19 protein-coding genes and 1 pseudogene are annotated in these 20,579 nt (G+C 52.6%); 5 read left to right on the top strand and 15 right to left on the bottom strand.

Annotated features, from left to right (window positions below; translation table 11 throughout):
- Positions 1-433: 433 nt before the first annotated feature.
- Positions 434-1,582 carry an HNH endonuclease gene (locus EKM97_RS04580; protein ID WP_125571103.1) on the top strand — a complete coding sequence of 383 codons (1,149 nt, stop codon included), beginning with the start codon at positions 434-436 and terminating at the stop codon, positions 1,580-1,582.
- Positions 1,583-1,738: 156 nt separating this feature from the next.
- Here EKM97_RS04580 and EKM97_RS04575 read toward each other — a convergent pair whose 3' ends face one another.
- The 7 genes from EKM97_RS04575 to EKM97_RS04545 form a co-directional block, all read right to left on the bottom strand.
- On the bottom strand, positions 1,739-2,170 hold the full coding sequence (locus tag EKM97_RS04575) for a PTS sugar transporter subunit IIA domain-containing protein (protein ID WP_125571102.1): 432 nt from the start codon (positions 2,168-2,170) through the stop codon (positions 1,739-1,741).
- A gap of 162 nt (positions 2,171-2,332) precedes the next feature.
- Positions 2,333-3,130: a PTS galactosamine transporter subunit IID gene (gene agaD, locus EKM97_RS04570; RefSeq protein ID WP_125571101.1), complete on the bottom strand. Its 798-nt coding sequence runs from the start codon at positions 3,128-3,130 to the stop codon at positions 2,333-2,335.
- Complete coding sequence (gene agaC / locus EKM97_RS04565; RefSeq protein ID WP_125571100.1) at positions 3,120-3,926, bottom strand: PTS galactosamine transporter subunit IIC; 807 nt, start codon at positions 3,924-3,926, stop codon at positions 3,120-3,122. The genes agaD and agaC overlap by 11 nt, the downstream gene beginning before the upstream one ends.
- A gap of 30 nt (positions 3,927-3,956) precedes the next feature.
- Positions 3,957-5,183 (bottom strand): PTS galactosamine transporter subunit IIB, encoded by a 1,227-nt coding sequence (gene agaB, locus EKM97_RS04560; protein WP_225419209.1) that lies wholly within the window; start codon positions 5,181-5,183, stop codon positions 3,957-3,959.
- A 430-nt stretch (positions 5,184-5,613) separates the two neighbouring features.
- Positions 5,614-7,362 carry a glycerophosphodiester phosphodiesterase gene (locus tag EKM97_RS04555; RefSeq protein ID WP_125571098.1) on the bottom strand — a complete coding sequence of 583 codons (1,749 nt, stop codon included), beginning with the start codon at positions 7,360-7,362 and terminating at the stop codon, positions 5,614-5,616.
- Between the two features lie 74 nt (positions 7,363-7,436).
- On the bottom strand, positions 7,437-7,670 hold the full coding sequence (locus tag EKM97_RS04550) for a hypothetical protein (RefSeq protein ID WP_125571097.1): 234 nt from the start codon (positions 7,668-7,670) through the stop codon (positions 7,437-7,439).
- Positions 7,670-8,716 (bottom strand): hypothetical protein, encoded by a 1,047-nt coding sequence (locus EKM97_RS04545; protein WP_125571096.1) that lies wholly within the window; start codon positions 8,714-8,716, stop codon positions 7,670-7,672. Before EKM97_RS04545 ends, EKM97_RS04550 begins: the two co-directional genes overlap by 1 nt.
- Positions 8,717-9,434: 718 nt before the next feature.
- Here EKM97_RS04545 and EKM97_RS04540 point away from each other — a divergent pair.
- Positions 9,435-10,352: a helix-turn-helix domain-containing protein gene (locus EKM97_RS04540; RefSeq protein ID WP_125571095.1), complete on the top strand. Its 918-nt coding sequence runs from the start codon at positions 9,435-9,437 to the stop codon at positions 10,350-10,352.
- Between the two features lie 236 nt (positions 10,353-10,588).
- Here EKM97_RS04540 and EKM97_RS04535 read toward each other — a convergent pair whose 3' ends face one another.
- The 4 genes from EKM97_RS04535 to EKM97_RS04520 form a co-directional block, all read right to left on the bottom strand.
- On the bottom strand, positions 10,589-11,161 hold the full coding sequence (locus tag EKM97_RS04535; RefSeq protein ID WP_125571094.1) for a GNAT family N-acetyltransferase: 573 nt from the start codon (positions 11,159-11,161) through the stop codon (positions 10,589-10,591).
- 63 nt (positions 11,162-11,224) lie between these two features.
- Complete coding sequence (locus tag EKM97_RS04530; protein WP_125571093.1) at positions 11,225-11,746, bottom strand: O-acetyl-ADP-ribose deacetylase; 522 nt, start codon at positions 11,744-11,746, stop codon at positions 11,225-11,227.
- A gap of 149 nt (positions 11,747-11,895) precedes the next feature.
- Positions 11,896-12,546, bottom strand: a complete 651-nt coding sequence (locus EKM97_RS04525; RefSeq protein ID WP_125571092.1) for a histidine phosphatase family protein — start codon at positions 12,544-12,546, stop codon at positions 11,896-11,898.
- Between the two features lie 9 nt (positions 12,547-12,555).
- Positions 12,556-13,308, bottom strand: coding sequence for a phosphosulfolactate synthase (locus EKM97_RS04520; RefSeq protein ID WP_125571091.1), 753 nt, complete (start codon positions 13,306-13,308; stop codon positions 12,556-12,558).
- Between the two features lie 789 nt (positions 13,309-14,097).
- On the opposite strand from EKM97_RS04520, the pseudogene EKM97_RS12200 reads away from it, so the two are divergent.
- From EKM97_RS12200 to EKM97_RS04505, 3 genes and pseudogenes are all read left to right on the top strand, one after another.
- Positions 14,098-14,661: pseudogene (locus EKM97_RS12200) on the top strand (DNA/RNA non-specific endonuclease); the annotation flags it as partial.
- A gap of 444 nt (positions 14,662-15,105) precedes the next feature.
- Entirely contained in the window at positions 15,106-15,573 is a 468-nt protein-coding gene (locus EKM97_RS04510; RefSeq protein WP_125571089.1) for a DUF2975 domain-containing protein, read from the top strand.
- 201 nt (positions 15,574-15,774) lie between these two features.
- Complete coding sequence (locus EKM97_RS04505) at positions 15,775-16,059, top strand: type II toxin-antitoxin system RelB/DinJ family antitoxin (RefSeq protein ID WP_225419211.1); 285 nt, start codon at positions 15,775-15,777, stop codon at positions 16,057-16,059.
- A gap of 440 nt (positions 16,060-16,499) precedes the next feature.
- On the opposite strand, the gene EKM97_RS04495 is transcribed toward EKM97_RS04505, so the two are convergent.
- The 4 genes from EKM97_RS04495 to EKM97_RS04480 all read right to left on the bottom strand — a co-directional run bounded on the left by EKM97_RS04495 (position 16,500) and on the right by EKM97_RS04480 (position 20,469).
- Positions 16,500-17,186, bottom strand: coding sequence for a Crp/Fnr family transcriptional regulator (locus EKM97_RS04495; RefSeq protein ID WP_125571086.1), 687 nt, complete (start codon positions 17,184-17,186; stop codon positions 16,500-16,502).
- A 121-nt stretch (positions 17,187-17,307) separates the two neighbouring features.
- Positions 17,308-17,865 (bottom strand): ferritin-like domain-containing protein, encoded by a 558-nt coding sequence (locus EKM97_RS04490; RefSeq protein WP_125571085.1) that lies wholly within the window; start codon positions 17,863-17,865, stop codon positions 17,308-17,310.
- 432 nt (positions 17,866-18,297) lie between these two features.
- A complete protein-coding gene (locus tag EKM97_RS04485) occupies positions 18,298-18,522 on the bottom strand; it encodes a heavy-metal-associated domain-containing protein (protein WP_125571084.1) in 225 nt (74 codons plus the stop codon).
- An 81-nt stretch (positions 18,523-18,603) separates the two neighbouring features.
- Positions 18,604-20,469, bottom strand: coding sequence for a heavy metal translocating P-type ATPase (locus EKM97_RS04480; RefSeq protein WP_225419208.1), 1,866 nt, complete (start codon positions 20,467-20,469; stop codon positions 18,604-18,606).
- Positions 20,470-20,579: the final 110 nt, after the last annotated feature.

The following is a 20,579-nucleotide window of genomic DNA, read 5'->3' as shown; positions in this document are numbered from 1 at the left end:
CAAGAATAGGTCTTCATGACCTTTTTGTGCAAATTGGTCTGCTTTATCAGGTGTTGCACTTCGATTTTAAACCAGGGTATTTTTTAAAGACATCAATACGTTGTACAAACTAGTACTCCGCAGTCCTTCTTCTTCATTTATTTTGGTTAATAACTTCGCCAATGTATTTTGCAACTGGCGCGTGAGTTCATTCATAAACACAAGACCTTTCCTGATCCTATTTTTTGGTTATATACTTTAAATTTTAACATGCATAACCATTATAATGTTAGCTGTATTAACAAAAGTTATCGTACATTTGCAATCGTTGTCATAAATTGGAATGATTGCTTATTGAGTAAAAAGCCTCATCCAAAGATACCAAGTCTGCTTGGTATCTTCACATGAATACTGGCTCGTATGATAAGAGAAAACAATAAATGGGATTGGTAAAATGAACAGTCTAAATATCAAAAACCAGTACGGTGAGGCCTTATACCGACTCAGAATTGATACACATCGTTCTCGTCAAGATGTTGTCAATCACAATGACATTTCTCTCAATGCACTTTCTAGTATCGAAAATGGTCAAGCACTTGTTAAACTAGACACTCTTACAATGCTACTAAATTACTATGCAATGAGTCTTTCTACTTTCACGGACCGCTATTTAACCCCCGTGACTACAACAGAAGACAATTTTTTTAGTTCACTACCAATCGACGCAAATTTCTTCATCTTCGACACTCGCGGTGCCGTTAGTGAGAATAAATATGCAGATGAAGACTTCAAGAATTATCAGTGGAATGCACACCAGTTCAATAAGGTCCAAGAGGGGGACTGGTTCATTTACCGCCGTCCCAAAACAAGCAAGCGGCAATTCATGCTATTTGGAGCGGGCCAAATTGAACATATTGCACGTGAAGTTGACGGTACCTGCACAGCAACGTTAACTAACACCTTCTCCTTCACTCACTATTTACTCGGTAACGAAGATTTACTAAATTATTCCTGGTCATTTAAAAAGCGTGAGCGTGAAGACTGGCAGCACTTTTTCAATCAATACGGAATGACCCAAATCAACCGAACTGATTTCACCGAGTTGGTAAAGTTAGGAACAGGCAACAATGAACTTTTACCAACCTCACTCGTTGCAGAAGAAAGTGCCATCTACAACAACATACAGCTTGGCAACTACAAACTAACTAATAGAGTCTCACTGGCTAATCAGCGAATAGGCCAAAATGTCCTAGCCGAAATTGTCAAGAACAACTATGACTATCGCTGCGCAGTTACCGGAATTAATACTCGAGAATTTCTAATTGCTTCACATATCATTCCTTGGGCAAAAAGCAGTAATCGCCGTCTCGATCCGAGCAATGTTATTTGCCTGTCTCCTCTGTGGGACAAAGCTTTTGATCAAGGCTTCATTACCATAGATGCGAGAACCAAAGCTATTCGTGAATCTCCACGAGTTCGGCGTGATTCAAACCTTCGTGCGGAATTGGATCGGTTTGCCGGGAACACTATTTATCTACCCGCAGTTGGCGCCCCCAGTGCTGACGCCCTCGAATATCATAACGATGTTGTCTTCAAAGCCTAACTTACTAGGGGCATGGTGACGTTGCATACTCCCTGTTCCACGCAAAAAGGAGCCCGACCAAGTCGAGCTCCTTTTCCATATTCAAGTTGTCACCGATTCGCAACCAGCCGTTGCTTAGCCAATCGCAGAGGCGTCGAGGCAATTTTGGAGGAATGCCTAGATACCGTCTTCGTCAGTGTCTTCTTCTGGTTCATCGGGCGTCAGGTCGAGTACCTGTGCGGCGCGCTTCGTGGCATCCACAAGGGCGTTCGCGTACTCACTGGCGTTAGCGTAGTCGTCGAACATGGTCTCTAAGAGAGATGCCAGGTTGCAGCCGGCCACGACCGCGATGTCTTGCTCCGGGTGTGCCACTGCCAGCTTGGCAGCGCACTTGTACGGTGTGCCCCCGAGCAGATCAGCGAACACAAGCAGTGGTTCGCCGCTCGCGTTCAGCTCATCAAGCTTGGCGCTCACGTCTTCTTCAGACATGTTCTCAGTGAAGTCCAGGAAGTCGAAGTTATCAGGAACTCCGGCAAGCAGCTTCACGGAGCTACGCATGCCGCTGGCAAAGTTACCATGCCCTGTAATAATCGTGTGAATCTTTGCCATGTGTTACCTCCTGGTAAGTGTGCGGAGCGGGACGTTTAGACTTTGAGCATTAGCATGACTTTGGAATTGACGCGGGTTTTGCGTCAGTTTCAAAGTCGGGCTAAGCGCAGAAGTCTGCCCCACATAGCCGTTCTAATAAGGGTGCTATCCCGTGCAACTGTCCTACATGATCCCGAAGAATGAGCAGGCGATGCAGAGTACGAACACTACACCAATCAGCACAATTGGGGATACCTTCTTCTTCAGCAGCCAGAACAGCAGGAAGGTGAAACCAAGTGGCAAAATGTTAGGAAAAATTTTGTCCAGGAAGTCCTTCTGCAGTGAGACTGAACCAATCTTGAGCTTGAGTGACAGACCAACGTAAGAGCTGATCAGCGCCCCGATAACGGTCAGACCCATGATGGTTGCAACACGGGCAATGATTTCGGAGTTATCCTGGATGACATCGATTGCCTTAGTCCCCAGGTTGTAACCCAAGTGTGCGAACGGAATCCGGCAAAGGAAAATGCCCAGGTACACGATGAAGAACAGCAGTGGGCCGAGGATGTTCCCCTTCGAAGCGAAGGAGGCCGCAATCCCGCCGACGATTGGCATCAGCGTGAACCAGTAAATGGCATCCCCAATCCCAGCCATTGGGCCAAACAACCCGTTCTTCAAACCACGGATGGTCTGCCGGTTAACGTGCTTTTCTTCCAAACTGGTGAGCAGACCCATCAGGATGGAAACCAGTGGTGGTGAGGTGTTGATGAATTCCATGTTGTCGGTCATGGCCTCGGACATGCCCTTCTTGTCATCACCAAAGATTTTCTTCCAAACTGGCACCTGAGCCCATGCCCAGCCACCGGCCTGCATGCGTTCGTAAGAGAATGCCGCTTGCAAAAGTGAGGAGCGAACCCCCAGCATGGTAATGTCATGGCTGGTCAGCTTACCGCCTTGCGTCTTCTTGTCGTCAGATGCCATCCTCTTCGCCTCCATTCACACCGGATTCCTTCAGTTCCTCAATCTGCGCTTGCAGATCCTTGTTCTTCTTGTCACGGAAGAATTCAATCATTGCGAACACAATCCCGATAACGGCTGCTGGCAGCACGTTGGAGAAGTTGATGAAGCTTGCCACCACGAAACCGAGCAGCAGGTATGGGACGTACTCCACACGGAGCAAGACCTTGAGCAACATCGCGAACCCTACGGCTGGCAGTGCGCCCCCGGCGAGTTCAAAACCATGGATGAGCCATGTTGGCATAGCCTTAACAAGGGCTGCCATTGGTGCCTGAGCGGCGTATGCGGACAGGAAGATGACGATGAAGAAGGAGATGCTAACGATGGTCATAATCAGGTAAGGAATACGTGCAAACTTCTTCGTATCAGCTTCTGCCGCTGCCTTGTCCATAACGGGCATGAATACTGAGAATACTGAGTAGAACATCAAGAGAATGTATTGCATGAGCATTGCGAATGGCAGTGAGAGCCCAATCGCAGTTGCGGGCGCAACGCTTGTCGTGTGCGCAATCACAACGGTCATAATACCGCAGACCGCTGGGTTAGGTGGCTGGGTCCCACCGGCTGGGGTCAAACCTGCAAAGGCAAGTTCGGTGAGCCCACCGGCGATGATTCCGAGGCGCAAATCGCCGAGAATCAAACCAGCCACTGTACAAGAAATAATCGGACGGAAAATATAGAATACTTCAAGCCAAGAGTCCAGCCCCGCTAAGATAGCGAAGACCCCAAGCATGATGCCTTGTGTCAAGGTTATTGCCATGACAATTCCTCCTCAAAAGAAGACAGTGATTTAAAAGTTAACAGACGTTTTGCGGTCGCCAGGGACATCCTGAATGTAGACGTTAACGCCCTTGTTGACCAAAGCCATGAGGTCATCTTTATCCTGCTGGTCGACGTAAACCTTCTTCGTCACTTCAACCTTGCCAGGGGCGAAGTGCATATTACCGACGTTCAGTTCGGTAATTGGCACGCCGCCTTCAACGAGCTTCAGCGCGTCGCCTGGGGTCTTCACAACGATGAAGATCTTCTGCCGGTCAGCAGCCTTGCTGATCACCTGAATGGTTTTCTCAAGTGTGAAGAAGCGAATGCCAGCGCCTGAAGAATCCGCGGTGCTCTTCATTAGTTTCTGCTGAAGCACGTCCTGCGCTGCCTCATCGTTGGCAACCAGAATCAGGTTGGCGCCCAGAGTCTTGGTCCAGGTCACGCCCACCTGTCCGTGGACAAGACGATTATCAATGCGAGTTAACAAAATATGTGGTGTTGACATACTAACTTCCTCCTTATGGCCAACGAGGAAAATCCGGGCCGTTGATGGTGAGATGGTGCGACTCATATACGCGATATGGCCGGCCTCATTCCGGTACTCAGTGCGCGCTTCAACGAAGGAGCCGCGCGGCGCCGTGTTCGGCAGTCCTAGCCAGGCGCGGGTGTGGGAATCCACTCCCGAAATAATCTGGTGAACCATCTGCGTGGTGTCCATCCCGAAACGCTTCTCCAGCATCGGAATGATTTCTCTATCAGCGGCTTCGGCGGCGGTAATCATCGGGAAATCCGCAAAACGCATAAACGTTGTGCGCCAGATGACGTCCACGCCGTCCAAACTGTACACATGACTGATGAAGTACAAGTAGTCGTACGGGCCTAGGCCCATCTCTGTGCGTACGGTCGGTTCCTCGCCGTTAGCCAAAATCTTAAAATCGCGCAAACTAATTTGAACCTTGTAACCCCGCCGCGCCAATTGCCGACCAGGCATTTCAAAATAATCAACTTCAGCGTCCGCGGTTTGAGGATCCTTGACGAAACTTCCTTTACCCTGTCGTTTCTCGATGTAGTTCTTTTCCTCGAGTTCGGCCAAGGCCTTACGAATCGTGATGCGGCTGACGCTGTACAGTTCGCCAAGCTGCTGTTCACTCGGAAGCTTCGATCCCACCTCAATCTCGCCGGAATCGATTTTTCTGATTAAGTCTTCACTAATTTGCTCATATTGCCAAAATGGCTGCCTATTCAAAATAATCACCTAACTTGTATTACCTGTATGACAACCATGGCTAGAGTATATGACGCTACCCCATTAATTGTCAACGCTTACATTACAATTTGTTCGGTACTTTTGTTCCACAATTGATGAAAACTCATGTGGCACAAGCGTTCCCGAACACGACATTTTCACGAATTAATTTGTTTGTACTTGTTATCTCGATGAGCAACTACTGTTTAGGTCATAATACAAGTTCGTAAACCGTAATTAACCTGTACACAAATACTTGTCATATCGACTAGATAACTTATCCAACATGGTTAATATTTTAAACCACAATCCACATTAACAGCCACTATTCACTGCCAATTGCTCGTTTCGTGCACAACTGCATTTTCCCGAGTGTGCAAAAAAACGTGTTCGCGATTGTGAACACGCCATTTGCTGACTTCATTCATAGCTATCCTGACTACTCCAATAAGCCACCCAACCACAAGTCATCCCCGCTATCACTGATCAAGCGGAGCCACTGTGCGTATGCCGGTCGGCGCTGTTGCTGGTGCATAACGGCCTGCAACGTACTCGAGCGGTCCGTCACAATTCCGTCGCTACCGGCAAACATCATCTGCACCATGCTGGCTTGGTCGTTCACCGTCCACGCCCAGACTGCCTGCCCGCGGGCATGTGCCTGGCTTGTGAACACCGTATCCAGCATTGGCGTACCCATCGAGTAAGCATTCAACCGCGTGTTGGGGAACATCAGACTGCCGCCAAGTACGTAACTGGTATAAAGGCCGGGAACCAGCCGGCGGATTTTCTGCATGGCGGCATCATTTAGCGAGTGCACCTTGCTGCCGCGTTGGCGCAAGCGCTGTCCATAGCGCTCAGCAAAACGCGTCAGCACGTCCGAACTATCCCCCCGCGTTATCTTGAGTTCCACAATGAGTCGCTGGTGCAGACACTCAGCTGTGCGCAAATACTCAGCAAAACTAGCCAGTTTCGCGCGGCGACCATTTTCACGCACCGTGACAGCCTGCAGCTGGCGTAAAGTGAGTTGCCGCGGCGTTTTGTTGACATCCGCTAACTGGCGTAAGTTCTCGTCATGCAGCACCACAAACTGTTTGTCCTTGGTCTCGTGCACGTCCATTTCGACATAATCCGGATGGTGCGCGGCAGTGCGGCGGAGCGCGGAGATGGTGTTTTGCACGCCATCATGACCGTCAACACCACGATGGGCAATCGTTAACGGGTGCGGATTGAACTGGTAAGTGGCCAGTGCAGTGGTGAGCGGGACAACTGTCATCACTGCGCTCAAAAGCAGCAGTGGCCAGCACGATTGTTTTTGGCGCGTAGTTGCCACCAGCGCCGATTTTGCCAGCGGTGTGTTCAGCCACAGCAAGAGCAGTGCGCAGCTCGCCGCGGCGATTAGTGATTTGCCAAGTAGCAAAATTGTCGCCAGTACCACGGCACTGCGAAATGCCCAGGGATTGCCATCAAGTAGCGATTGCACCCCCGCAATTAGTGCGGTCCAGCCGTAACTGCAAGCGGTAATAACAGCGAGTAGTACAGCCAAAGTCCTGGTGTGCGACCAGAAATGACCGCGCGTCTGCCGCCAACTTTTGGCCAGTGCCGTGGTGGTGCTGGCGTTCTGACACATGTATTGCAGAGCCAGCAGCCAGCGGATTCCCAGCCAGTAGCACAACAAATACAAGACCAGCACACTAAGGGCAAGCGCCGGCCGTAAACTTAACCACCAAGCCAGAAAGAGCGGCAAGCGGAACTTGGCCACCCAGCTGCCATTCAGAATCAAACCGGTCAGCGGCAGCAGTAGCAGGCTGAACGTCGTCAGCAGGGGAACACTGCTTAAGCGCAAGCTGTGCGCCCCTTGCCAGCCGGCACGCACAGCCATCAGTAGCGGGCGCGTCTGCAGTGTACGCACGGCTGCCACCAAAAACATCAATTGTGCGCAAGCAGCAACCGCGACACCGCAAAACACAAGTAGTAATGCGCCGCTCACCAAGGGTTTGGTGCGCAACACCATTAGACCATTGCTGAGCGCCAGAAGCGGCACACCGCCGACGCGCAGCAGCGCCCCAACCAGCAGGCGCAGCAGCGGCATGACAATCATTAAGGGCACAAAACCGCAAGAAAGTATCAGCAGCAAATCGCGTGCCCACTGCTGGCGGAACTGTTTGAGTATGCTCAGCGCTCGGTGCACAATCTTCCCTCCTCACTAATTATCACCGCTGCAAAATAAAAGCCCCGGCTGCACGCCAGGGATTCATTTACCGCTTATTCCACAATCTCTTCTTGCTGCCAGCGCATGTTAATGCCATAACCATCAAAGAAATCGCCGTGGTCCTCTTCATCATTGAGCACCATGTCCAGCGACACTTCGTCCTGTTTGGCGAGCAGACCGTTCACCAGGTTCTGGAAATCGGTGCGGCATTTAGCAGCGTGTGCGTACACAGAACTTTCCACCTGGTCGGGGCTAGCGAGGGTCAACACGTAAACTGATTTAGCCATTAATTCTTCTCCTCTAATTTCTTGCGGGCATCGGCCAGGTCAATCACCTTAGCCGGCTTGTGGGGGGCAGTCTTCACAGTTGGGACGTGGTTTGCTTGGCCGAAGCGTTGACCGGCACGCGCCTGGTCAAACTCGTCCGTGGCACTGGCATCCGGATTAAAGCCGAAGTAACGCCGCAGAACCTTATCGTGGCGGGCAAAGAAACGCATTTGCGACGCGGCGTCGACGATTGGGTCCCCATCGATGCGGGCGGCGAACTGCATCCGAATTTCACTCGGCAACTCGCTCGGGTCGTTCACGAAACTATCCAGCACCATCTTCTCGGCCTTGCGCCGTTGCTCTGGCTTTGTCAGGTTCAGCTTGTGCTCACTGGCGATACTATCAAAGTCAATCTCCGGCCGCACCACCTGATCGAACCAGCGATTCAGAAACTCATCACTAGGACTCGCCTGGCCAGCAGCCAGTGCGCTCAACAGAATCAGATCCATTCCGTCTGCGCCGTCCGCGAGCATGACCAGCTCGCTGAGATGATCATGTGCAAAAGCCGTGATGTCACCTTTTGCCTGCTCATCTTCCCCGTACAGCGCGGCCAGTTTCATAATCGGAATGGACGGGTTGAACCCATCGCCGGTCGCCTTAGTGCCACCGAAGTCGTCATCGTCTTCCATATCGGAGAAGGAGAATTGGGCGTCACCAAAATCATCCAGTGCGGATGAAATCGTGTCCGCGTTGTCCATGTGGTGCTGGTTCTGCAAATAAGCCATGTACGCGTACATGACACTCGCTGCGTCCAACCACTGCTCATCAGTGAGCTTCAACCAACTGGAACCTTTTTGGTTCAGCATGGCCAGCACGCTCTTACGCGTCCAGCGCCGCACTTCCCGTCCGCTGCTAGCGAACATGTCGCGGGTGAATTCTTCAATGATCAGCCGTGCGTCGTCGCTGTCAATGCCAAACTGTTCCAGCATCCCCTGGTTTTCAGCTTGCGCAAAGAAGCCATCGGCCCACTGCTGCAACGTTTCTTCCATGTGCTTTTTATCTGCCATCGTGCTTCCTTACCTTTCAGTGAGGGCTGCCGTCTGGTGCGCGACAGCGCTGTGCATCTTCCCGCGCACCGCTTGCCTCACCAACAAAACTTTCCAGTCCCAGTATACACTAGGCCACTGCCAGCGTCTGCTCCGCACGGACGACATTATTTTGGCGAAAATGAGAACAACACACGCAAACGTTCGATTTTCAGTTATGTAAAGCTACTTGAAAATCTAATCGTTCGCGAACCGTGCACATTTACGGGAAGGTGTCTTTACAAGTATTCGGAATTATTGACGAGAATGTTTCACCCGCAGCCGTCAAAAAAGAGTCATCTATCCCCGTCATGTCGGTAATTAGGCGCTTCGAGACAGTAATTTTTTGCGGAGATGGTTTACGAACGTAAATTGCGACTTGCTTAATCCGTGTTCGGGAGTAGCAGCCACTGCCTGAACCAAAGTTTGTCAAAGTTCATCATAGGCACCGCTTTCAATAACGATTACAAAAGCTTGTATGCACACGTATTCCGTATTTGAATTTTGATTTTCAAAGCAAAATGCCGCTATTTAACCATTTGTGCGCCACTTAATCGGCTTTTATGCAATTTCTACCAATTTCGCCAAATAACATTTTTCTCGTTTATTTGCTTGACTTAACCACCCTGCCGTAGTTTATACTGTTAGGCGGGGAAACTTAGTATTACAGGATTGATACTTTATTTAGGAGGAGTCTACATTGGAAGACTACGATTCAGAATTAGGTCCGTTTTTCAGACATATTCGTAAACGGCGTGGACTCAAAATCCGGGACGTGGCCAGTGGGGTCTCTGAGACCACATTGTCACGTTTCGAACGGGGACAAATCGATTTAACCATCGCCAAACTGGCACCAGCGGTTGAAGCAGCAGAGATTGATCCAAGCGACCTGCTCTTGCAATCCAACCAGGCAACGAAGGCATACGCCCTGGCGCAGCGCCGCGTCGACGCCGCCATCATTACCGGCGACATCGAACAGGCCGAGCTCGCCTACCGCACTTACCGGACGGGCACCCAGCACTTGCAGCTCCCATTGCGCGAGTACAACCTGTTGATGCTGAAGTACGCAGTCGCCTACATCCGCGACCCACTTGTGCGCATGAGCGGCGATGACGAGAAGCTTGTCGTTGACTTTCTCACCCGCGATGATGACTGGCACCGGTTTGAATACAACATCGTTCAGCGGCTGATCTACTTCATGGATGGCCACGCTGCTGAGCGGTGCCTGCGCCTCATGCGCCGGTCGTTCATGCAGCGGCGGCACCCTGAAGATGATTCACTTGCTTACCGCGATGCCCTGCTTAACGCCATCCGCCGGCCGCTTGCCGACCGCAATGTGGCGATGGCTGAAGAGATTGCCGAGATGCTCACCGCGCTGAACATCGACCCAACCCAGCCGGAGCAGAACTACCGCCGCAAGTTGTACATGGATGTCCTGACTTACATCAAGTCCGAGTCCAGCGTGAACCTGAACGCCATCCAGCAGCTTGTTGACGCACTGGGCATGGCTGGCAGTTGCCAGCTCGCCAACATGACCGCCAGCTGGCTGATCATGATTGGCATTCCGCTGCGTAGCGACGCCGCCGAAGACATCGAACGCCAAAGCAACGTCATCTAACTGAATAATCAAAGGGGCTGTGCCAAAAGGCGGTTAGCTCCCGATATACAAGCAAGCACCGGCCGGAATCCCGAACTTAGGATTCTGGTCGGTGCTTGTTTGTATGTTAGGGAGCCCTTCGGTGTCCGTCTCACTACGCGCTAAAGCGCGAGGTCGACTGGCTGCCTTTTGGCGCGCGACCACGATGTAACATTCGCGTGCTAAATCTTTTTGTCACGGCCCCTTTTGTTCTCGCCTTAGTCCGCAAACTTCTCCACCATGTGCACGGTCGACTGCTGCCAGTAGAGTGGAAACGCTGGCCGCGTCTTACCATCGAGACTCAGTTGATAGAGCCGGAAAGTCACCAGCTCATTCTTCGGCTGCCACTGCTCCTCATAACTGTACTGATAAATCATCCCCAGCCGTTGCATCACCGCGCCGCTCTTCGGGTTCCGCACATCATGCGTGGCCGTCACGAATGGCCAGCCCAGCTCACACAGCCGTGCCAGCACCGCACCTGCAGCTTCGGTCATGTAACCATGCCCTTGCGCACGGCGCGTCAGGCCGTAACCCAAATCATGCGCGCCACTGTCATCGGCGTTCACGTAGCCGAGAAGCTCACCAGTCTGCCGTAAACACACGGCCAGGTGCAAGCCGGCCGTCGCGTTTTGCAATTCCGCCAACATCTGGGCCGCCTCAGCCGCGGTCGCCGGCGGAAACCAAGGCAAGAAACGATTCACTTGTTTGTCTGCCTGCATGGCAAAAAATTCCGGCAAATCTGTCATTGTGAACGGCCGCAAGGTCAGTCGCTGCGTCTCAATTACCGTCATCCTGTTTCCTCCAAAAACACCCCGCGCACGCAAATGCACGGGGTGATAATCATCATGTTTGTTTTAGAGCACACTTGCGGACAGCGCCTGCTCGTAGGCCTGTTCGGTCACGCGGTCGTACGCGACCATGCGTACCCGCCGAATCGTGCCGGGATTCGTGGCGAGAAACTCGTCAATGGTGCGCACCGCCACACTCGCCGCCCGATCCATTGGGTAGCCGTAGATGCCAGTACTAATCGAGCAAAAATCAACGGTACGGCACCGGGTTGCGGCCGCCAGCTCAAGACTCTTGCGGTAACAAGCCGCCAGAATCCGCGGCTCACCATCGCCGCCGCCTTGCCAAACTGGCCCCGGTGTGTGGATAACGTAGTGCGCGGGTAGTCCAAACCCGGCCGTGATGCGCGCATCGCCGCGCTGGCACGGGCCAACTTGGCGGCAAGCCGCTGTTAGTTGTGGCCCCGCGACGCGGTAAATGGCGCCACTGACGCCGCCGCCACCGAGAAGGTTGGGATTGGCTGCGTTGACGATGGCGTCAACGCGACTTCGAGTAATGTCGCCACGAACGACTTCAAATTTTGCACGCATAGTAACCAACCTTTCTCACGAATCACTGGCCCCCACCAGCAGTTACTCCTCTAAATTAATATCATTATAGAAGAATAACTTCGTGATTAAAGCACCTCAGCAGCTCTTTAATATAACTGTATTAATACTGCGATTTTGTCTGCAAACCGTCACAATATCGAGACGTTGCCTTCGTTTAGATCCACGTGCGTGAGGTAAGCGGTCTGGTTGTAAACATCGAGGTAAAACCGCTCATCCTGCACGCCAACAATGGATGTCGACAAGTTCTTCAGCCCGAGCAGCCGTTCATTACCGGTCACGGCCTTGATTCCCAGTTGGCCGATACCGCCGTGCGTGAAGATAAGCGCGTTGCTGTCTGCTGGCATGGCAGCGGCAATCGCGCGCAGGCCCGTAACGAAGCGCACCCGAGCGCTGGCAAAATTCTCCATGCCTAAAGCGGCCAGGCCGGGATCGTCGCGGCGCTGCGACATAGCGCGAAACATGGCTTCATTCTCCGCAATGAGTTCCTTGCGCGTACGCCCTTCCCACTGGCCAAATGATAACTCGCGCAAGTGTTCATCCGTTTGAATCGGCAAGTTGCGTGCGCCCGTCATCGCCAGGGTCAGGCGAGCACTGTCCACACTGCGCTTAAGCGGACTAGAGTAGACTGCGGTGAATTCGTACTGATCGAGGTAAGCCGCCAATTGGCCATAAGGCGTGATGTCATCGGTGATAATGGGGCTATCGGCGCCCGCGCCTTGCAGCCGTTTCGCCTTATTCCATTCTGTTTTGCCGTGCCGAACGATAAATAGTCGTTTCATCGGCGCACCTCAGACTCGGCCAAGGGTATCGCCGCGTAAGCCGCGACGCAGCGTCGTCAGCGCGGTCACCTCATCAGCGGCGATGTTGCCCAAGTTCACCTGCGGGCCGAACTTCAGAATGAGCGCGGCTTGCTGACTTTTGAGTGGTGCTTCGAAAATGAGTTTGTCCGCGCCGACACTGGCCAGCGCATCCAGCTCGTCCTCGATAATTGCACCGTTGGCGTCGTAAAAGCCGATGTTCTTACCGGCCTCGCGCGCCTCCATAATCACGTAACTCGCGCCGCTGTCCAGGTCGGTCTGAATCAGGTGCAAGCGCTCGGCAACACCCAGTTCGTGGTCCGCCTCTGGGTTCTTTTTGCCGACTTCCGTGATGACCGCAAAACCGGCTTCACGTGCCCGGTCAATCACCCGTTCACGTGTCTGCGCCCCAATTTGCGTTGAGCCATCACTCACTTCAACGGCCAAAAAGCCCAGGGCGCGTGCTTCAACCAAGAACTCGGCATATTTGTCCTGCGCGAGTGCGGCCTCGAGCAAGGTGCCACCAGGATATGGTGTGACGCCCGCTGCCGTGTACAGATCAATCTTGGCAGCAACCAAATCGCGGTCCATCGTGGCCGCCGTCCCGAAACCAAACTTGGCATAGTCAAGCTCAGCACCTGATGTCTGCAGCAAGTCGGTGACAGCGTTCATCCCCAGCCCCTTGTCGAGCATCATGGTCTTACCCTTTGTCTGTGTGTGATTTAAGAAATCAAAAGCCAGCATATTATTGTCCCCCAAGGAATTATTGTTGGCTTTAGCATAGTCACTGAATGTGTCATACTCGGTGCGAAAATGCGATAAAAGTGTGAAGGCTGCGAATCGGAGCGGGGTGCCAGTCGCACTTGGTGCTTTAGCACCTAGTAAGACGGACATCGAAGAGGTCCGGTCGCGTAAGATACCCGAGGTGTAAACCCCGGGCTTAGGATTTACGCCTTGGGTGTCTTACACGTTGAGGACCAGCTCCGGTGAGCGCGACTACGAAGGCCGCGAACGTGAGCGGTTTGCCACGTTTACATGTTGAGGGGCAGCTCACGGGAGCGCGACTGTGCAGTTGCGCGCTTGCCGACCCAGATGTGACTGCTCCGCGCCCACTCTCGCAATTCGTGACAGTTTGTATTTTGTAATTTCAATTCCTGCACCACGTAACCATTCCCACCAGCTAAAGGGCCATTGCCCAGTGCCTGCATTTACGCAACAATCCCCGTTGCAGCAAGGTTCATCCTCCGCAATCTTTTCGCAAAAACTCATCCAATTTCTGTTGAAATTACTCGTGAATTGTCGCACGATTAGAGACGGAAAAACGCGGACGGGGCGCGTGCTCGCATGACTTTTGTAGACACACGCAGTTGGGTTCCGTGAACCTATTGGAGGGTAAAAATGAATAAAGCAACGCATCGCGCGCGGCTAACTGGGCTCATTGCCTTGTTTGCTGCAACCGTCGGCATGGCCTTTGGTCAGCCGGCCCAGCAAAACGCACAGGCCGCAGCCAAGACTGGGACTTACGCCTGGTTTGCCGCCCAGAACTACAAGGGCAAGCAAGTTGTCACCGTTAGCGGCAACAAGACAACCTTCAGCAAAGCTGACCTGTCCACCAGCAAAGGTGCCTGGCAGAAATACGGTAACTTAGACCGCTACAACCGCGTCACGGGTGCCAACGCGCTCTTAAACAAGCGCCTCATGCCTAGCGCCAAGCGCCAGGAACTGACCGTGACACCAACTGGCTGGCACAACAAGAAGATTGGTACCGGCTACTTGTACAACCGCAGCCACCTCATCGGTTACCAGCTGACCGGTCAAAACAACAACTGGAAGAACCTGATGACCGGGACTGCTTCTTTGAACGCACCATCCATGGAGCACTACGAAAACCAGGTCGCCGCTTTCCTGAAGGCGCACAAGTACTCCTACGTGCGTTACCGCGTTGAGCCTGTCTTCCGCGGTAAAGAACTGCTCGCCCGCGGGGTGCACATGATGGCCCAGAGTGTTGGCAGCAATGCCATCCGTTTCAACGTTTACATTTTCAACGTGCAAAAGGGTGTGACGCTCAACTACGCCAATGGTACCAGCGTCGTCAGTAAGGCCGCTATGGCAAAGCCGGCTAAGAAGGTCGTGAAAAAAACCGTCAAGAAGGCCCCTGCCAAGAAGACCGTCAAGAAGAAGGCCCCCGCTAAAAAGGTGACCAAGAAGAAGGTCGTCAAGAAGGCCGCCGTCGGTAACAACCGCGCGGTTTACATCGTGCCTAACGGAAAGGTTTACCACCTCAGCCGTGGTTGCCGCACCCTGCGCCGCAGCCGCACCGTCTACAAGATTACGCTGAAGCAGGCCAAAGCCCGTCACCTACGCCAGTGCAAGGTGGGCTAAAACAAACAAGGTGCTTAATCAAAAGACATCCCCAAACGAATTTAGTTCAGACTAAATCACGTTGCGGATGTCTTTTTACTTGCGGCGACTTAAGTACTTCTTAGCACTCTCTTTTGCCCGCGCGTGGTACATTGAGAGCATAGAGAAGGAGTGATTGGGATGCGCATCCGCACACTATTCTTGCGTTTTTTTATTGTTGCAATTAGTTTGTTTGATTTAGCACTAGGTATCTTTGCACTCTGGCGCATACCGCCACGACTGGTGGCAATCTATGGTAATCCCTACACCGCCTATATCGCCGGTGTGGGGATGTACCTGTGCTTCATCTGCATCCTGACAGCTGGGTGGTTCGCCTGGATACTTCTGAACACTATTGACCGGGAGCAGGCTTTCACCAGCAAAGCGCTCGATCAACTGCACGACGTCACGCTGAGCATTTACGGTATCGCAATCGAATTCTTCATCATGTTGCCGCAGATTTACGTGACGGCGCAATTTGAAGATGCGCCAGGTATGATTATCGCCGTCTTCTTTGCCGGCATGTTGCCCCTCACGGTCGCCGTCACTTTGGACATTGTGCACTACTTGTGGACAAAAGCACTCACCAAAATTAACGCGACCAAGTAAGTCCCGGACTTATCCACAAATAAACGCGCACCCGCAAAATTTCGAGTGAATTTTGCGGGTGCTTTTTTTCACGGTCACATAATGTGTCTTGCGTCACCTTCACTTAGCCGTTTGCACTACAAGTGATGGCAGATAACATGTCCATGAGATTGAAAGTGGATTATGTTCGGAGTAGTGTTGGAGGTAAAGGAAGTGTTGATTATGGATGCTACTAAGAAGAAGATTCAAGCAAATGTCGACCGTGACTCAGAAGAACGAGCGAAACAAGTGCTTTCATCTCTAGGAATTAGCACTTCATCAATCATTAACGCGATGTTCAAGAGAATTGCAGCAGAAGGAAAGATTCCGTTTGCGCTGGAACTCACAGAAGACGAACTGGCAGACATTCGCTTGGCCCATGCCGTAGAAAATTCAAAGACCCCTGTGTTGACAGATCCAAAGGAAATTCAAGATTATTTGTTTGGTGACGACGATGACAGTTACTAACAAAGTCGCCTGGGCTTACGTTGAATTCGTAGAAGGAGGCGTTGGAAAACGACGTCCAATACTTCTGATTAGCGGACTGACCTCGGCACCACACAGCCGTGTGTACAAGATAACTAGCAAATATCGGTCCAAATCAGACCGAATTCGGGCCAAATACTTTGAAATTATGGACTGGCAATTCGCAAATCTAACCAAACCGTCTTGGATTAACACCAATACGATTGTAGACGCGTCGAAGCTTCCACACTACAAAGTTATTGGCACACTATCGGTACATGACAAGAATCGGCTTTCCAGTTTTCTAGAAAGCCACTCATAGGACTAAAAGAGAGTAACATCCCGCAGTCTTGACGGGGGTGCATGGCAAAAACCATTCACCCAACAAAAACGCGCCCCGCTAAATTCCAAACGAATTTAGCGGGGCGCGTTTTTGTTGCAACTTAATTCGTTTCACTTGCTGCCAGCAGCAGGCCATCGCCATCAATTAACGCAATGTGGCTACGACCGCTTTGCTTGATGTAACCACCATCTTCAAAGCTGCGCAGGCGCCGACTGACAGTTTCGGGACTAGTACCTAGGTAGGCTGCCAAATCCTTCTTGCGCAGCGGCAGCTCATAACTGTCACTGCCTAATGTTGCAGCCGTTTCTACCAGATAGCTGGCCAGTCGTTCACCAACACTGCTAGTGCTGGCGGCAGTAGCCTGCGCTTCTAGCTGCACAACACGCTGGCCAAGCGCGTTCAAAACGTTCAGTGCCAATTCCGGTGTTGCCTGGAGCAAGGCTTGGAAGTCGGCCCGCGTAATGGTGCAGGCCTGCACGTCCGTGAGCGCCAAACCGGTAGTGTTGTACTCACCCTGTGTAAAGAGCACCGCTTCACCATCGAAGTCACCTGCGGTCAGGAGGCGCAGCATCTGTTCGCGACCACTCAGCGTATCCTGTGTAACCTTCACCTGGCCGTTGGCAATGATGAACAGCGTTGTTGCATCATCGCCAGCGGCAAACAGATACTCGCCCGCGCTGAAACTGTGATCGCGCACTAGCCCGGCAACCTGCGTGACTGCAGCGTCTGGTAGGTTTTCAAAAATGGGGACTAAGCGCACACATTCCTCTGCTTCGTGTAAATCCATTTGGGCGCCTCCTTCTTCGGTCTGTTAATCACATTATAATGCTTGTGCGCCAAAATGCCGACCATTGGGGTCGGCACTTTGGGGGTAGTGCGCTGGCGTCAGCGGAGTTGCGCTCCGCAGCCTAATCTTCGTCGTCATCGTCCTCTTCATCCAGACCAAAACGCGCATTGTGGCCCAGAATTGCCTGGTACTGCCGAATTTGCCGGTTGTTCCAACCAAGGAGACTCACAAGTTCAGCCGCCAGTGCTGGCCGGTCTTCCTTCTGTGCCAGGGCGATTGCACGGGTAATGAACAGGTTGTCAGTGTTGAAGTCGTGCACCAAGATGTCCACCATTTCAGCAGCGGACAGGTACTTAATTTCGCCGTTTTCTTCCAACATGGACCAAGCACCGTACTCCGCGCTGATGTTAGCCGGAATCTCGTTTTCATCCAGCAAGTCATCACCTAAGCGGTCAATCCAAGTGCTGTTTTCAGTTGCCGTCTGCTGGAAATCAGCTGCCAATTGGCTAGCATTTGCACCCTTCACGAACCAGCGCAACTGCCGCAGACGGTTGGTGAGGACCACGTGGTTAGACACGATGTGATTCGTCATCGCGCCGGCCGTCGGGTTGTGGTGATCGTGGTCAGACTGCTTCTGTTCTGCGGCGTATTGTGCCTTGATTGCTTCTGTGAATTCCATGCTTTCTGTCTCCTTAGTTGTGTAAAAGTTTATCGTTAATCCCCATACGCTGTGCTTATCCCCGCTTAATTGGGGGTAACACTAAGCATTTGTGGATAATTTTTTTAATATTACTCGTGCTTGTCGAGTTATCCACTGGGGATAACTTTTTGGAGCGGTTCGTTTTTGAGCACTGACTTTAGTACGTAGTCGCGCTACCGTGGGCAGGCCCGGTCATATAAGTCACTTGAAGCATAAATCCAAGTTCGAAATTTATACTTCAAGCGCCTTATATGACCGGGCCTAAGCGCCCACGTCCGCAGCCTTTCTAGTTGCGCTCCGCGGGGCAGAGCCCTCGCATCTAAGACAGTGGCGGAATAAATCCTAAAATCGGGATTTATTCCACCACCGCCTTAGCTGTCGGGCTCAAACCGCCCCGCTCCGCAGCCTAGGCTAGTCCTTCACCTTAATGCTCTCCACTGTGTACCCGAGTTCCTGAACCACACTGGCAAGCTTGTCGGCGTCGGTTGCTTCAGGATCAAAGTGGGCCTTGAGCTTGGCCGCGTTGAACAGTACCTTCACGTCCTGCACACCATTTTGGCCGCCGACCGCGTGTTCAATCTTCTGCATGCAAGATGGGCAGGTCATACCGTCGAGTTTCATAATTGCGAGTTTCATAATGAATTCCTCCAGTTCCTTTTCTCTATGCTTCTATACTAACGGCGTCAGCACAGTTCGTAATTGACCTGCGTCAAGTCACTATTTTTTATTGAGCAGCCGCAGTGCGTTGGCAATGACCAACAAGATTGAGGCTTCGTGAACAAACATCCCGCTACCCATGTGCACAATACCCACCAGCAGGCCGAGGAGAAGTAAGACCACTGTCCCGACCGCAATCACAATGTTCTGGGTGGTGACGCGCGTTGTCCCCTTAGCGAGCCCCACAGCACGACTCAGCGTGGCAAAATCCGCCTTCACGAGCACTACATCCGCGGTATCGAGCGCAACGGCTGTACCGCCGCCCATGCCGATACCAACGTCCGCTGTCGCTAGTGCCGGCGCATCGTTGATGCCATCGCCGACAAAGGCCACCTTACTGCCCGCCTTTTGCGCCGCATTCACGATGTCGAGCTTTTCTTGAGGCAGTAATTCCGCCCGCACTTCATCGATAGGCAGTTCACTGGCAATCCGCTCCGCAGCGGCGCGGTTGTCACCCGTCAGCATCACAATCTTCTTGATACCGTTCTTCTTCATCGCGGCTAGCCCAACAGCTGCGCCCGGCCGTACCACGTCGTTCACACCAACTACCAGCGCGACCTGCTGATCAATGGCCAGAATGACCACGGAATCACCCGCATTTTGTGCGTCGTCAATGGCAGCTTGAACATCCGCACTGATGGTCACACCGTACTTAGCGAGTAGGCGGTCGTTGCCGACCAAGTACTTGCCATCTGCGCTCGCCAGACCAAGGCCCTTGATTGTGCTCATGTCTGGGGCAGCCGGTTCACTAACACCCTTTTGCGTCGCGTAAGCCACGATGGCATTGGCCAGTGGGTGGTTGGATCCACGTTCAATCGCACTGAGCATTCCGAGCGCCGCATTCTCGTCCGCGGCAAAATTCTTGTGCGTGTGCACCAGCATTTTGCCGGTGGTAATCGTGCCGGTCTTGTCCAGCATCAGGGTGTCCGCAGCTGCTAGGCTGGCAACCGTCGCGCCACCCTTGAATAGAATCCCGGTGCCGGCCGCGCGGCCAATCCCGGCGACGTTGGCAACTGGTGCCCCGATAACCAGTGCCCCTGGGCAACCCAGAACCAGCATCGTGATGGCCAGGCTAATGTCGCGGCTGACGAGTCCCACAATAATGGCAATAATGAGCACTGCAGGTGTGTAGTAAGTGGCAAACTTGTCGATGAAGCGGGCAACGGGTGCCTGAGCATCCTGCGCCTCTTCAACTAGCTCCACAATCTGGCCAAAAGTACTATCCTCGCCGGCCGCAGTCGTTTCCACGGTTAGTGTGCCAGAATCCAGCATCGTGCCAGCAAATACCTTATCACCGGCCTCCTTGGTCACAGGCTTTGCTTCACCGGTGATGACGGCTTCAAGCGTCCGCCCGGTACCGCTGGTGACAATTCCGTCAACGGGGACCTGACCACCAGGGCGCACCAGCACGTGGTCACCCTCGTCGATGTCGTCGATGTCGGTGGCAACGGTACTGCCATCAGCTTGCACCACATCGGCCTGTTCAGGGGCCATGTCGGTCAGGTCCTTAACGGCCGAACGGGTCTTGGCCAGTGTCCGCGCTTCCAGAACGTTCCCAAAGAGGAAGAGGAAGGTCACAATGGCCGCTTCATCTGGTTCACCGATACCCATGGCGCCCAAGCAGGCGATGGTCACCAGCAGTTCAATACTGATGGTTTTGGCCTTCAGCGCCGACCATGCGCGCAGTGCAACCTGCACTGTGCCGACAATTCCGCCGGCGTACATAATAGCCTCGGCAGGCATCCCCGCGTGCAGCAATGATAGTAGCCAGCTGATCACAATCAGTCCGCCGACCGTACCGGAAACCTTACCTGGATTCTTTGCGAACCACATATTCATTTTTAACATTGGTTGATTAATCGCCATAATGGTGACCCCCTCGCATCTGATGGTTCTAGAATAAGGGGATTCGGTCAAAGTCACCTTGACGCGGGTCAAGTTCAGAAAAAGGCTGCTCAAAAGGGCGCCCAGAATGC

Origin of the sequence: Lacticaseibacillus songhuajiangensis, assembly GCF_003946025.1 — a bacterium.
Lineage (GTDB): Bacteria > Bacillota > Bacilli > Lactobacillales > Lactobacillaceae > Lacticaseibacillus > Lacticaseibacillus songhuajiangensis.
Note: the sequence above shows the minus strand (reverse complement) of the source record. Positions and strands in the feature narration are given on the sequence as shown.